The organism is Shewanella sp. MEBiC00475 (assembly GCF_005234075.1).
GTDB classification, from domain to species: domain Bacteria; phylum Pseudomonadota; class Gammaproteobacteria; order Enterobacterales; family Shewanellaceae; genus Shewanella; species Shewanella polaris.
This window is the reverse complement of sequence record NZ_CP039928.1, coordinates 3,876,345-3,891,459: the sequence shown is the minus strand read 5'-3', so window position 1 is coordinate 3,891,459 and position 15,115 is coordinate 3,876,345. Positions and strand designations below refer to the sequence as shown.

Below are 15,115 nucleotides of genomic sequence, written 5' to 3'. Positions count from 1 at the left end.
CTTCTCAGCTGCTCTTATTGTCATCGCTTTTCATCTATTCTAAGGCTTGCTCTATATCCGCGATCATATCCTCTACATTCTCTAATCCGACAGAAATACGTAACAAATTATCAGTTATACCTGCCGCTAATCTTGCTTCTGGTGAGTAGGGCGAATGGGTCATTGATGCGGGATGTTGGATCAGCGATTCTGCATCCCCCAAGCTTACGGCTATGGTGAATAGCTTGAGTCGATTGACGAAGTTTATCGCATCTTGCTTATCACCTGTTAATTCGAATGCAATAACACCACCCGCACGTTTCATTTGTTTACCGATGAAACGATGACCTTGGTGGTGTGCTAAACCAGGGTAAAACACTTGGCTAAATTTAGGGTGTTTATCTAAATACTCGGCTAACACTTCGGCGTTGTCGCAATGACGAGTTAACCGTACATCTAACGTTTTTAAACCGCGTAAAATTAACCATGCATCGTGCGGAGATATCACGCCACCGAAGTCTTTTAATATTTCGTATTTTAATCTGTGCATGTGCTCTGCATTGCCACACACAATACCAGCGATAACATCACCGTGACCATTTAAATACTTGGTGGCACTGTGGATCACCATGTCGATGCCCAACGCTAGCGGTTGTTGCAATAGTGGTGTCATAAAGGTGTTATCGACAATAGACACAATATTATGCGCTTTAGCGATATTGGCCATGGCAGCAAGATCGAATACTTGTAAATGCGGATTTACTGGCGTTTCGCAAAACAGCACTTTGGTGTTTGGAGTGATGGCGGCTTCGATTGCGGCGAGATCAGTAAAATCGACCAAGGTTGTTGTGATGCCTAAACGCGTTAACTGGGTGGTCATTAGTGCGAAGGTGCAACCATAAACGGCTTTAGATGCGACTAAATGATCGCCTGCATGCAGATGCGTTAATAACGCACTTGATACGGCAGCCATGCCAGATGCTGTTGCTGCAGCGCCTTCGGCGCCTTCTAATAGCGCCATTTTGCGCTCAAGTTCTGCGGTTGTCGGGTTGCCTAAACGAGTATAGATATAACCCGGTTCTTCTCCGGCAAAGCGAGCTCCGCCTTGTTCGGCACTATCGAAAACAAATGTGGCAGTTTGATACAAAGGTGTGGTGAGTGAGCCAAAGGCTTCGCGTTGATGTCCGCCATGAATGGCTAATGTGGCTAAGTTCCATTTACCCTGATTGTTATCTTGCATTGCTTCTCCCTGCGCCACCTAGTTATGAGTTGTTACCCTCTTTGGGGTTATTATCGTGGTGGTCAGAATTTAAGATACAGTGGAATAAAATATAACCAAGTGATTACTAAAAATAACCAACGGAAGTGATGTAAGAACAATGTTACAAACGACTTTTCATGTCGTTTAGACCATTCATTTTTTGTATGCTGTTGACGCAATTAAAATGGAGGGGCCTAACAATTAAGTTGTGAGTGATATCTTTAATTTTTGCATGCCTTGGTCAATGTTAAGCAGCGGTTGGTAACCTAAGTCTTGTTTAGCTGCGCTGATATCAAAGTAATGGCTAGTTGAGAGCTGCCTTGCGACAAAACGAGTGATGATGGGTTCTTGCGATTTATTCAATAAACCATATACGGTTTCAAGCACTACGCCTGCAGTATAAGCAACACTTGCTGGCACACGCTTGGTCACTGGCGGTAAATCAACACACGCGAGAATACGATTAAGCATATCAGCCATGGTAATGGGTTGATCGTTACTTAAAAAATACGCTTTACCAGCACACTTAGCATTAGTCACTAAAGCTAACGCGGCTAAAATATGGGCATAGGCAGCGTTATCGACATAAATGGTATCAACCAGTTTGTCTTCATTCCCAACAAGCTTTAACCGCCCTGCTCTAGCCCGTTCAATCACTCTTGGCACAAGATGAGGATCGTTTGGTCCCCAAATTAAATGTGGCCGTAAGGCTGTTGTTCGAAGTTGAGCGGAGTTAGCCGTAAGGACGAGTTGCTCGGCTATGGCTTTAGATTCACCGTAATAATTGAGGTATGTTTTTGCATAAGGTGCTGACTCATTAATACCATTTTCGTCCTGTCCGGCAAAGGTGACACTTGGAGTGCTGGTATAAATAAGATTTTGAATATTAAGTTCTTTACAAGCATTGATAATATTGTTTGCACCATCAACATTAGGCGAGTAATAACTTTGCTTGTTGCCCCACACACCTGCCTTTGATGCCACATGAAATATCAGATCGCACCCATGCATGGCTTGTTTAACACTATCATAGTCACTGATATCGCCTTGACGCATATCGACGCCCAGTTCAACGAGTCTTGGGTAGTCGCTACGGGCATAACCCACCACCTGAATACCAGCCGTTAATAAGCGCTGACAGACAGCCAATCCTAAAAAGCCGCCAGCTCCGGTAACAAACACTTTGTTGACCGACAATGCCAATTGCCTAAGCGCAGATTGCTCAAGTGGATGTAAATCTGTCAGATTCATGATGATGACCTTATTCTTTCCACTGTTTTTGTGCCCAGACAGCAAGTTTTTCTCTGAATATTTTTGCGTTATGACGCACATCGACCGGAAATTCAGGATGAATTAAAAAGCGTCCTATTCCGTCGGTATGTGGATATTGCTCAGCCAAGGTTAATAACTCTTGATACAGTGCTTTAGAGGTTGAGCATACGATGTCTTTTTGTAATTCAATGCACAATACGGGCACAGTATTATCACCAAGATTAACACCAACAATGGCCGAACGCTTAACTTGTGGATGGGTATTGAATACGCGCTCACAAGGTAATGTATAAAAACGCTTTAACCTTTGCTGACCGCGTGTGGCATCTACAATATGGCCTTTACGACCACACATCCACAATAAGCCATTATCGTCTAAATATCCCACGTCACCCATGCGGTGCTTAACGTGTTCACCGTCGTTAATTTTAGCTAATTGAGTGGCTTGTTCACGCTGATAATAGGCTTGGCTGACCATAGGTCCGCCCACCACAATTTCACCAATTTCGTTAACGGCAAGTTTTTTGACTTCAGCCCAATTAAATTGGGCTGTGTTAGTAATGGCAACTATATCAACGCTCACCGACGATATCGGTTTGCCGACACAAATCCCTTTACCTTGATCTGTCAGTTCGCTGGTCGCAAACAATGCATGGCTGCCAATCATGCTGATGGGCAGCGATTCTGTCGCCCCATAAGAGTTAAGCACTTCAACCTGTGGATTGAGCATTTTGCTAAAGCGCTTAATAGAGCTAATGGTTGCCGGAGCACCAGCTGATATTACTCGTTTAATGCTGGTGAGTTTATGTTGGCTTTGCTCCCCTGCTTGGCCTAATCGCTCTAACAAGGCTGGGTTAACAAACATGTTACTGCATTGATATTGCTCAATAGCAGCAAACAAATGGGCTGGATTGGCGGTAATGGGTTTACTGGCATCCATGTCTGGCACAATAGACGCCATGCCAAGTGCAGGGCCAAATAATGAAAACAGCGGAAAAGTCGCTAAATCGCGCTCGCCAGGTGCAATGCCGTAATCGTGTTTAAGGGCGCTAATTTGTGCTTCAAACATTGCATGACTGTACACCACACCTTTGGGAGTGCCGGTACTACCACTGGTAAACAAAATGGCTGCCATATCATCAGGCTTTAGCAATACCATTTCAAAAGGATGGGTAACACTACGCCCAATTTCGGAGATGGTTTCTAAACTGGTAGCATTTGTTAACCAGCGTTGAATGGCTGAGCCACCCACATTAATCACATGCTTAACACTGCCTTTGCCCCAGCCTAAAATGCGCCTAGCAATGTGCGCTTTAGGGATGCCGATAAACGCATCTGGCTGCGATTCTTCAAAACACTGTTTAAGGTTGTTAACGCCCATACCTGGGTCAACTAGAATTGGGATGATACCGGCTTTGAATAAGGCAAACGTTAACGTGAAAAACTCAATGCTTGGCGTCACCATTAATACGGCTTTCATGCCGCGTTTAATACCGTACTGAATAAGCCCTTTAGCAATCATGTCCGATTGCTGGTGTAAGGTAACAAAGTCAATTTCTTGATAATTAAATTGGCCTTGCTTAGCGTGTTGTACAGCAACTGCAAGCCCAGCAGGCATTGTTTGCGCGGCCGTTTTAAGGTGCTGACAGATATTGGCATTAGCAAGTATAGTGGTTTGAGTCATGTGGCTTCATTTTTGGCTAATGTAAGTAACGTATATATGTTGGCTAACAACAAAAGACACGCCAATATATTGATGATTGAAGACGATTAAATAGCTAAAAGGCTCAAATGAGCCTTTTAGGATGTGATTAGTTTTTTGCGATAAAGTCTTTAATTAAGCCAATCACTTCGTCACTTGCATCTTCAAGAATGTAATGACCGCAGTCAGCAAACTCGTGCACAGTTGCATGAGGCATTCGCTTTCGCCATTCTTCTAAAAAATATTTATCGAATACAAAATCTTGTAAACCAAAACAAATCAAGGTTGGTACATCAGCAAACTCGCTTAAGCTATCGCCAATGCTAGTCACTAAATCATAGTTCCTATCGCCAGGCTTAAGTGGAATATCTTGTACAAATCGTAATGTTGAAATACGGTTTTTCCACGAATTAAACGGCGCGACATAAGCTTCACGTACTTCTTTAGACATGGGTTTGCGTTTTACACCAACATACGATGCCGCTGATGAAAATGCATTTAAACCACGGACTAATAACGAACCCAGTAAGGTTTCGCGGCAAATCCACAATGCCCAAGGAAACGGCTTAGTGTTAGGCAAATGAAACGCTGCTGTGTTTAAACAAACTAGGCGTTTGATACGCTCAGGATGACGAGCCGCAAAGCCCATTCCAATCATTCCACCCCAATCATGTACAACCAGAGTAATGTTTTGTGTTACCCCTAAACTGTCAAGTAAGGCTTCTAAGTCATCAATACGATTCTTTAAGGTGTAATCGTATTGCGGATCATCGGGCTTGTCTGATAAGCCACAACCAATATGGTCTGGCACAATACACTGATGCTGGTCACTCAACGCGCTAACTAAGTTACGATAATAGTAACTCCAGCTAGGATTACCGTGCACCATAACCACTGGCTCGCCTTGGCCTTCGTTAATGTAGTGCAGTTTATTGCCGTTACGGTCTAAATAGTGACTTTCAAATGGCAGTAAGTTGTCTAACATGATGCATCCTGTTAACTATTTTTATAATGAAACACAACACTCAGTGTTACCACTTAATTCCTAACATCATGCAGTTTAAGCCACTGCCTATTCCTAAAAAGCTGACTTGATCGCCAACACGTAAAAAACCTTCATCGTGTGCGATAGCGGCGGTAACAGGTAAAGACACTGTGCCCATGTTGCCTAGCTTTTGGTAAGTTGGAAATTCTTTTTCGTGAGGTATATTTAATGCGTTTAACACTTGTCGGCGGTTTGATGCGCCCACTTGATGACAAATCACTTTATCAACTTGTTCGACGACCCAATTGCGTTGCTCTAAAAAATGTCCCCAAGTGTCTTTGGCAAGCTCAACACCTTCTTTAAGCAGGGTTACCGCATCTGTACGCATAAACTCACGATACAATAAGTGTCCTGCTTCTTGTAAACCCCATTGACACAATTGGTAGTGCTCAGGGGCAGACAAATGACTGGCACCTAACAGTTGATGTTGACGTTCGGTTTTAAGCGGTAAACTGCCATCAGTTAGAATAACGGCAACCGCGCCAGAACCGCCAGTCAATGTTGCTAAAGACTGGGCGAAGTTTTGCATCGTCGGTTCGGCTAACATATGCTCTATGGTGGCATCAACGATGTCTCGTGCAGATTCACATGACACCACCATACCGGCTTTAATTTGCCCAAGCTCGATACGATTGGCTATATCCAAAATACCCGACAACACTCCTAAGCAAGCGTTACTGATATCGTAAATCGCGGTGTCTTTTGACACCCCAAGTTCCGCAGCTATTCGACAAGCCGTTGCAGGTTCATGTTGATCTCGGCACACACCAGTGTAAACCAATGCTCCCAAGTCACAGACATTGATACCTGTTTCATTAACAGCCTTTTGCGCAGCGGCAATAGCGCCATCTGACAAACGGTGACCTTTTGGCCACCAGCGGCGCTCAGTAATACCCGTTAATGCGGCAAGTTGCCCCATTGGAATACGAAACTTTTGATATAAGGGTGCTAAGCGTGACTCTAAATCGCTACTCGACACTATTTGTGGTGCTAGCTCATAAGCCAGACTATTGATAAAGACGCGTGAATATTTCATTAAACCGTATAATTCGCTTCGCTCTAGCATGCCCAAAGCCACTAGATTGGTTGTTATTCGTTATTAACCCGCCATTTGAACAAGAATGGCTTAATTATTCAATCAAAAACGGCAAGCTAATGCGGTAATTTGGATGATTTTTTGTGGTTAGATTTTAATGCTTGATTAACTCGTTGGTTAATTTTCACAGTTTTAAGCCAAGTAAGCCAGTTTAAACAAAGGCTTAATTTACACTTTTGTGATAAAGGTTACTATTAGTTTGTTTTAATTGCTTGGATCATCGCATTCCTAGGGGTAACACTGTTTGCACAAAATTCAGTCAATGCAACTTGATACCCCTGTTCTTGTAAAAAACACACCCGATCAAGTAATAACCAGTACTCTAATGCACGGCGAAATAGATGAGCCACTAAATCAATACGCTTAGTGAGCCGTTGTCGCTCAAATCCGCGTTGAGAGTAATCAGTAAAATCGATATCGCTAGGTAATACTAATTCTTTTTGATCTGCAGCCCATTGGCAAAATTCAGTAAAACTGCCGTTAAGCTGACTTTGTTTAACTGTCGGTACCGGTAAATAGGCATTTATCCCTCGAACATTCCGCTGCAGGCTATCAAAACCTAAACGCCATGACACTTGTTGATTACGAAATTTTTGCTGTTTGGGGGTGGCAATAATACTTTGCTGTAACGGCAACTGCAAATCATGGCGCGACAAACTTAATTCACTGTCCTTTGCTGCGATCGATAATGGTTGATAATGTGATTGTTGAATTAAATGATAACAGCAAGGTGATATAGAAATAGCCTGAGTCTTTGCCGATACAGCAAGATTAAGCAACCGCACATGTAAATCGCCACAGGCATGTAATGAAATAGCATGCTGCTGCGCTAATAACAGAGGCTTTTCAGGATCTAGTGGCATAAAAGCATCAGCACATATAAAGGTTTGCGGTATTTGCCATTTCGTAGCAAAACCTTGACCTTGTTCACATAAACGGGCTTGCCACTCAAGACTGATCACATCAACACGCTGTGTTTTAGCAATTAAACGCCCTAAATGCCCTTTACCGGCACACCATTCTAATATGGGTAACAAGGTTAGATTAGGTTGATTTTGTGGATCGACTTTATTTGCAAATGCGATAATTTGTTGCCATTTCCGACCTTTAATATGCGCGCTAAAATGGGCTAACGCGTTTGTTTTATCATTGTTATTTTTCTGGCTTCTGTCAGGCGTTTGTTGAATAGACTCAGGATTAATCGAGTGTGTAGGCAAAGTGATGGCTAACAAGCTTAATTGACTCATTAACTCCTCAGTCTGTGGATGTAAGTTCTGTTTTATGTCGCAAATCAAGCTTGGTAATAACGTCTGGACCAGCTGCAGCTGGTCCATATCTAGGCTATCTATTTCTGCATCATCAAGCTGCCACACTTTTTGAGCTAAATGTGTAAATTTTTGCTGCCAAGGTAAGTGTTCACACTCAAACGCAACTAGCTGCCATAAAGGTTTAAAAGTATTAAGAAGTGAGTCGACTGCATTAAAGCTAAGTTGATAATCGGTTGCTGGCATATTGTTGCTTATGGTTAACCTTAGCTGATTGAAATGATAGGATGCGCTTTATTGATACCCAAACTGGAATTGTAAACCATGCACTCACCTTGTGTCGCCCGCTGCGGCTTAAATGAAGACGATTATTGCATGGGTTGTTTTCGTCATATCGACGAGATAGTGACTTGGTCACAAACAAGTCATGAGCAAAAACAGCAAATTTGTGATAGTTTAGCACACAGAAAACAACAGTTTTTGGGTGATAGTAACAACCAAACCTTGTCTCGTGCAAAATGGCTTGAAGTTGAAAAACGTTTAGGTGAGGACGCTGATAAACTAGAAAACGATAACACGCAATAACGAGCAAAACGGCTAACGCTAAGCACTAAAACCTAAGGCGAACAGTGTCAAGCCAATGCACGCCGCTTATATAAAATGGGTAAAGCAAACAGCAGTCCCCAAAATTATTTACAGGCTCTCAGAAACATTACGACAACGAATCAATTATTGGTTTATGACCTTGCTTGCATAACATCTCTTCACAAAGCTTCTAGATTTTCTAGTATTACTTTTTCATCATCGCTTTTAAATCGGCAAAGGGGTTAAACGTTGCGGCGTCTTGTTTAGCTTCTTTGGTGCTACCATAACGAATAAGCTCTTCAAAACGTGAATGTTCGTTGTCGTGACAATACAGGCACAATAACTCCCAATTGGTCCCATCTGACGGATTGTTATCGTGGTTATGATCACGATGATGCACTGTTAATTCAGACAAATTTTTATGGGTAAATTCGCGGGTGCAGCGACCACAAACCCAAGGATATAGTTTAAGCGCTTGCTCACGATATCCTTTTTCGCGACTGGCTTTGTAGTCTCTGGCTTCTGCTAATACTTTATCTAATTTACTTTCGTTGGCTGACATTGATTTATCACTCATAAGAAAAACTACCCCAAGGATAATCACTGTTATCGCTTGGGGCAATTGTTTGCTAGATCTTATTATCTAATTATTCTGCTACTGGAGAATAATTAGATAAATGGAGCTAGTAAAATAACGTTCATACTGGGTCACAATATCCACAATAATCTGTGATTGTGTATAACCCATTACATCATACTGTTGGCCTCCATGCTCAAGATACACTTCGACACGATAGAAAGTTTATTATGCATTTTCGTCCGTTAATTCTGCACCCAACATGTTGTGTGCTCTGTTCCGTAAACCATATGCAAATTAATATAATGTCAGCAGTCGATGCTAGCCCCTATTGATAAACCCTTAATGGCAAGGGGCAATTTGTTGAGTGATTAATGGTTATAAGGCAAGATTTGTCGCACTAAAACAATATTGGAGAACTGTAAGTTTATTGATGACAGAATCTAAACGTTAGATTTGGTATATGAGTTGTTTTTTTACTACCAGTCACAACATTAGCAGCTTACTCGTTCAGATAGCAGCACAGTGAACGAGCGAGTACCAGACTGTGCTAGTGCCAAGCTTTATAGTGATTAAACCGCTTTACTATTTGATATTCCAGCCGTTAAATTAAAGCGCATAGCATCTTCGAATGACCAATCAACACTGATTAAGTCTTCACGTTTTACTAAGCTGGTCACGCCGGCTATTTGATAGCTTAATTGAAATAAAACCGGCACCCATTCACCTTCAGGCAATGCATCAGCCAATGGCTGTGGTGCAGTCTCACTCATGATAAAACCCACAACATAACTACCATTGGCTTGTTTAACTAAAACAGTTTTTTGAGTTTTAGGTTGGCCGTCGCGATTCATTAAACTGGCGATGTCTCGAATACTGCCATACACAGACTTAAACAGCGGAAACTTCATTAGCTGGTTTTCAATCCAACCATACATCCACGCTATAGGGCTGACTGAAAATAATAAGCCGGCGATAAACACTAAACTCGCCACCAAACAAAAACCTGCCCCGACAAATACAGGTTCTCCCCCCACAATATCGAGCAATAATTTACCTAAGCCATCAAGGGAAATAAACAGTGACCAAAACAGCCAAATAGACAGCACCATAGGCAATAAATTAGTTAAACCACGAGCAAGGGTATTTTTCATTGAGCACACAAAAAAGAAAGAACAGAACAAAAATGTTACCACAGTTTGCTGATTAGTCACTTCAAATATACCAACTGACTCATTGGGGAATTATTGTTCAGTCAACCTGTCCATATAAAAAAGCCCCCATCAGATCAAAATATTACAACACTGGTGCGCTATTATCTTTTTGAGCTAGCAAGATTCAACCATTGATGACGACCTAACTCCAATACAACACCGACAGCCAAGCCAGCTGCGGTATTAATCCATAAGCACGTTATGGCCGTTGAAAAAATAACCAAGATACAAAACGGGTTACCATCAATGAATCGTTTCGACCAAGCTAATTGGGTTCCCGCAATAGCGAGTAAACTACCTAATACAGCTAAAGGAATTAATGACAACGCACTGGCAATACCTTGCCCCCAAAAGATAGCAATGAGGACGCATGTACTGCCAAAAATAGTCGGCGCTAACCAGGTTCGAGCGCCAAAGTGATATTGTACCGCTAACCCACCAGCCCCATGGCACATTGCAGCCGCCCCAAAAGGTGATAACAGCAAATTAGCCCAACCAGAGCTTTTAGCAAATTGTTGCGGTTCAAAATTTTCACTGTCTTCAGGAAACTTATCTTTCGCCATCGCAGAAATCGCAATCACCGCATTGGTCAATGTCAACGCTAACTGTGGCAGCACCAATAAAACGGCAGCGGAGCCCCACTCATCGATACTTGGCCAACCCAAGTGCCAAACACTGGTTTGGGTAAAGTTAAAGCTGGGCATAGTCCCACTGGTTAATTGCCAAACAATACCGAGGGTTATCACTAACGGCATCACCAAATATTGCATTGGCATAAAACGACTGGCAAACAGAAAACCAAAAGCAAGTATGCCGACCAACCATGTTTCGCTCATCATGACGCCACCTAACCATATCAGTTGGAGTCCTATTGCTAGCTGGATACCGATACTGATCGCCGGTGATAACAGCTTAGCCATCCATTGAATAATGCCGCTATAGGCTAAAACAAGTAGAATAAGGCCCATTAACATGGCGGATGCTTGTAGCATTCCAGGAGACATTCCTTCTGCAATGACTAACGCACTGATCACCTTCATAGGCTGTATCGGAATGGGGCGTCGATAATAAAACGCAGTAAATAAGGCAAAAAAACCAAAGCCTAAAAATATCCCTTGGGGAGAGAATTGATTAAGGGCTATTAAGCCTAAAACTAAAGGAAGGAAGGTGCCTAAATCAGCAAACGCGCCACTGAACTCACCTGAAATCTTATTTACGTTGTCGAAACGATTGATTTCACATCTCATATATCTTGCCGTAAGGAATGGATACTAAGATAAAGCAAATACAGTGCCACATTAAAAATGCGACACACCTCTAAATAAAAATGCCTAAACATGAGTTTAACAAAATCATTGCGACAATATGAACCATAGCATGTTGTCAACAATGGTCATTATGTCCACATCATCATTAGCCAAATAATTATCATTTAAAAAACCACATCTAAAAGCATAATACCAATCCTATTAAATATGTGATCTTTCAGCGGGAGTTCAAAGTGCTGTAGGCAAGGCAGATGATTGAAGCGAATAGTGATTCTATTTTGAAAGCATCTAACGAAGCATAAAGGACTTTGAAACCCGCCAGAATGGAGTCTCTCAGGTATTCCACTTCTGTGTTACATCGATTTAAAAGGGAACAACCATTTCTACATCAATGTGCCTTGAATTGAAAAACCTGAGAGACTCTGAACTGACCAGATATTTAATGAGATTGGTATAATTAGCCGAATCAATAATTCTTCAATAGCATGAAAAAGCCCCAATTAATGGGGCTTTATTACAGCGTCGAAAAATAGCTAACTTAAGTGCTCTAGATTCAAGTTTATAATTCAGAGACTTACAGTTCTTTTTCCATTTCTTCGTAAGAAATATGACGAACGTCTTTGCCTTTTACATAGTAAATCACGTATTCACAAATATTCTTACAACGGTCTCCGACTCGCTCAACCGCACGCGCAGCCCATAATACGTCTAACACACCAGGAATTGAGCGAGGATCTTCCATCATATGGGTCATTAACTGACGGATTATACCTTCATATTCTTTATCTAATTTTGCATCTTGTTTATGCAACTCAAATGCTTGGTCAGCATCCATACGTGCTAATGCATCTAAGGTTGAGTGCAACATACGCGTCGCGTGACGCCCCATGTTTTCAATACTCACCAATAAAGGCTGTTGACTGTTAGCACGCTTTTCTACCGCAGCTTTGGCAATGCGCACACAAGCATCACCAATACGTTCAAGATCGGTAATGGTTTTCGAAATCGCAAGGATCAAGCGTAAATCACTTGCAGCAGGTTGACGTTTGGCAATGATACGAGTGCATTCTTCGTCAATAGCCACTTCCATGCCATTCACTTTATGATCGCCTTCAATCACTTGTTGTGCTAATTCTGTATCAAGTGATGCTAGTGCATCCAATGCCTGTTCAAGCTGACGCTCAACTAAACCGCCCATGGCTAATACGCGATTACGAATATCATCAAGCTCAGCATTAAACTGCCCTGATATGTGTTTACTTAAATTCATTTTTTCCATGATACCCACCTAAATTTTGTATGTTAATTAAAAGCGTTTCTAGTAAAGATTAACCATATCTTCCGGTAATATAATCTTCGGTTTTACGCTTTTTAGGGGTAGTAAAAATGGTATTGGTATCAGCATATTCAACCAATTCACCCATGTACATAAAGGCTGTTTGATCCGACACTCGTGCCGCTTGTTGCATATTATGCGTCACAATCACTACGGTATATTGCTGCTTTAATTCAGTAATCAATTCTTCAATAGTTAAGGTTGAGATAGGGTCCAGAGCTGACGTTGGTTCATCAAGTAATAAGACTTCCGGCTCAATGGCAATGGCACGGGCAATAACCAAACGCTGTTGCTGACCACCCGATAATCCAAAGGCATTATCATGTAAACGGTCTTTCACTTCGTCCCAAATAGCGGCGCCACGTAATGAACGCTCTGCCGCTTCATCTAATTCACGGCGGTTACTTAACCCTTGCAAACGTAAACCATACACCACGTTTTCGTAAATTGACTTAGGGAACGGGTTAGGACGCTGAAACACCATTCCTACGTTACGACGTAATGCAGCTACATCAACTTTCTTGTCATAAATGTTCTGCCCATGAAGCAATATTTCACCTTCAATTTTACAACTATCAACCAAATCATTCATACGGTTAATACAGCGTAACAGCGTTGATTTACCACAACCACTAGGGCCGATAAATGCCGTGACTTGTTTTTTAGGGATCTTCATCGACACATCAAATAACGCTTGTTTGTCACCGTAACGTAAATCAAGATTGCGGATCTCAAGTGCGGTATCCTGTGCCGGTAAGTTAACTAAATCAACGGCTTCTGTTTGCATTGCTGAACTATCAATTGAAATCATTTTTTATCTTTCCTCAGGATATCGCTAATTAATGTTCTAGCGAACGGAATTTTTCACGTAAATGGTTGCGCACGCTGATAGCGGTTAAATTAAGAGCAACAATTACAGATACTAATAAGAACGAAGTTGCATACACTAATGGGCGTGCTGCTTCTACGTTAGGGCTTTGGAAGCCTACATCGTAAATATGGAAACCTAAGTGCATGAACTTACGTTCTAAATGCACAAACGGGAAGTTCATATCAATCGGTAATGTTGGGGCTAATTTTACTACACCCACTAACATCAACGGCGCCACTTCACCGGCGGCACGTGCCACGGCTAAAATCAAACCAGTCATAATTGCTGGGCTTGCCATTGGGATCACAATGCGCCATAAGGTCTCGGCTTTAGTCGCGCCTAATGCCAAGCTGCCTTGACGAACTGCACTCGGAATTCGGCTTAAGCCTTCTTCTGTTGATACAATGACCACCGGCAAGGTTAAAATGGCTAAGGTTAATGCAGACCAAATTACCCCAGGAGAGCCAAATGTCGGTGCTGGTAACGCCTCAGGGAAGAACAATTGATCAATTGAGCCGCCCATCATGTATACAAAGAAACCTAAACCAAACACACCATAAACAATTGACGGAACGCCCGCTAAGTTAATTACCGCAATACGGATAAGCTTAGTAATAGGGCCTTTCTTGGCATATTCGTGCAAGTAAATAGCAGCAATAACCCCAAATGGCGTCACGATAACAGCCATGAGCATCACCATAAATACCGTACCAAAAATAGCGGGGAAAACACCACCTTCAGTATTGGCTTCACGCGGGTCATCACTAACAAAGCGACCTATTCCCACAAACCAGTGACCCACTTTACCTAGCAAACTCATGTGATTGACATAACTTACGTCTAAAATTGAGTCCAGTTGCAAGGTGACTTCAACACCGCGCATGTCTTTAATCACCACAGAATCACGCGCCGCTTTATCTCGCAGGGCAAACAAGTCTTTTTCAAGCACTAGGTAGTCTTGGTTAAGCTGTTCGATTTGCGCCTTGATATCCGCTTTACGCTCAGCAGTTAATTCACCATCAAGCTCATAACCACGTTCTTTCAAACGTAAACGTTCCATTTGATAATTGATCGAACCAATATCGCTTTTTTGCAACGCCAAGGCTTGATCAGAAATAGCCACTGCGCGGTCGATATGGTCGAACAAAGACGCTTCTATGTCAGCTTCACTGGTTAACTCTAAACGTTTACCGTCTTCAATTACCGCAACAGGATAACCATAAAAATTACCGTTTTTAGTCCGTTCAAGTTTAGCAACATCAGCAGGGGTTGAACGGCTAACGATATCGGTTCCTAAAATCCAACGGAAATCTAAACCAACAAACTCACGGTTACCGGTTTTTACCAAGTAACGAGTAACAAACTCACCAGGATGTTTGGCAAATTTATGACCGGCTGAAATTAAACGCTCTGTAGGCACCTCTTCACGGTCGTATATCTCACCAATTAGAGTGCTTTTAACCCCATTGTTGTCTTCAAGTTGCCATTCATAAATATCAGCAGGCCAAAAGTAACTCAAGCCACGCCAAGCGATTAACAGTAATAAGCCTAAAACGGCAATCAAACTGATACTAACGGCACCACCGGTCATCCAAATCCACGGTGAACCTGATTTAAACCACTTACCCATTGCACAAACCTCTC

The 15,115-nt window shown here is 42.2% G+C and carries 13 protein-coding genes; 1 reads left to right on the top strand and 12 read right to left on the bottom strand.

What is annotated here, in order from left to right; genetic code table 11:
- Positions 1-34 precede the first annotated feature (34 nt).
- The 6 genes from megL to FCN25_RS17260 form a co-directional block, all read right to left on the bottom strand.
- Positions 35-1,219: a methionine gamma-lyase gene (gene megL, locus FCN25_RS17285; RefSeq protein ID WP_137226643.1), complete on the bottom strand. Its 1,185-nt coding sequence runs from the start codon at positions 1,217-1,219 to the stop codon at positions 35-37.
- Positions 1,220-1,441: 222 nt separating this feature from the next.
- Positions 1,442-2,491 carry a 2-alkyl-3-oxoalkanoate reductase gene (gene oleD / locus FCN25_RS17280; RefSeq protein WP_137226642.1) on the bottom strand — a complete coding sequence of 350 codons (1,050 nt, stop codon included), beginning with the start codon at positions 2,489-2,491 and terminating at the stop codon, positions 1,442-1,444.
- 10 nt (positions 2,492-2,501) lie between these two features.
- Positions 2,502-4,196, bottom strand: coding sequence for an olefin beta-lactone synthetase (gene oleC, locus FCN25_RS17275; RefSeq protein WP_137226641.1), 1,695 nt, complete (start codon positions 4,194-4,196; stop codon positions 2,502-2,504).
- Between the two features lie 127 nt (positions 4,197-4,323).
- A complete protein-coding gene (locus tag FCN25_RS17270) occupies positions 4,324-5,199 on the bottom strand; it encodes an alpha/beta fold hydrolase (protein WP_137226640.1) in 876 nt (291 codons plus the stop codon).
- A gap of 46 nt (positions 5,200-5,245) precedes the next feature.
- On the bottom strand, positions 5,246-6,295 hold the full coding sequence (locus FCN25_RS17265) for a 3-oxoacyl-ACP synthase III (protein ID WP_137227456.1): 1,050 nt from the start codon (positions 6,293-6,295) through the stop codon (positions 5,246-5,248).
- Positions 6,296-6,549: 254 nt separating this feature from the next.
- A complete protein-coding gene (locus FCN25_RS17260; RefSeq protein ID WP_137226639.1) occupies positions 6,550-7,866 on the bottom strand; it encodes a methyltransferase in 1,317 nt (438 codons plus the stop codon).
- A gap of 78 nt (positions 7,867-7,944) precedes the next feature.
- Between FCN25_RS17260 and FCN25_RS17255 the strand changes: the two genes are divergently transcribed.
- Positions 7,945-8,205 carry a DUF1289 domain-containing protein gene (locus tag FCN25_RS17255; RefSeq protein WP_137226638.1) on the top strand — a complete coding sequence of 87 codons (261 nt, stop codon included), beginning with the start codon at positions 7,945-7,947 and terminating at the stop codon, positions 8,203-8,205.
- A gap of 205 nt (positions 8,206-8,410) precedes the next feature.
- On the opposite strand, the gene FCN25_RS17250 is transcribed toward FCN25_RS17255, so the two are convergent.
- From FCN25_RS17250 to pstA, 6 genes are all read right to left on the bottom strand, one after another.
- On the bottom strand, positions 8,411-8,767 hold the full coding sequence (locus FCN25_RS17250) for a YajD family HNH nuclease (protein WP_041413485.1): 357 nt from the start codon (positions 8,765-8,767) through the stop codon (positions 8,411-8,413).
- A 587-nt stretch (positions 8,768-9,354) separates the two neighbouring features.
- Entirely contained in the window at positions 9,355-9,936 is a 582-nt protein-coding gene (locus FCN25_RS17245) for a DUF502 domain-containing protein (protein WP_137226637.1), read from the bottom strand.
- Positions 9,937-10,097: 161 nt separating this feature from the next.
- On the bottom strand, positions 10,098-11,243 hold the full coding sequence (locus FCN25_RS17240; RefSeq protein ID WP_137226636.1) for a putative sulfate/molybdate transporter: 1,146 nt from the start codon (positions 11,241-11,243) through the stop codon (positions 10,098-10,100).
- Positions 11,244-11,838: 595 nt separating this feature from the next.
- Positions 11,839-12,543 carry a phosphate signaling complex protein PhoU gene (phoU, locus tag FCN25_RS17235; protein WP_137226635.1) on the bottom strand — a complete coding sequence of 235 codons (705 nt, stop codon included), beginning with the start codon at positions 12,541-12,543 and terminating at the stop codon, positions 11,839-11,841.
- Between the two features lie 49 nt (positions 12,544-12,592).
- Positions 12,593-13,411 (bottom strand): phosphate ABC transporter ATP-binding protein PstB, encoded by an 819-nt coding sequence (pstB, locus tag FCN25_RS17230; protein WP_137226634.1) that lies wholly within the window; start codon positions 13,409-13,411, stop codon positions 12,593-12,595.
- A gap of 28 nt (positions 13,412-13,439) precedes the next feature.
- A complete protein-coding gene (gene pstA / locus FCN25_RS17225; RefSeq protein ID WP_137226633.1) occupies positions 13,440-15,101 on the bottom strand; it encodes a phosphate ABC transporter permease PstA in 1,662 nt (553 codons plus the stop codon).
- Positions 15,102-15,115: the final 14 nt, after the last annotated feature.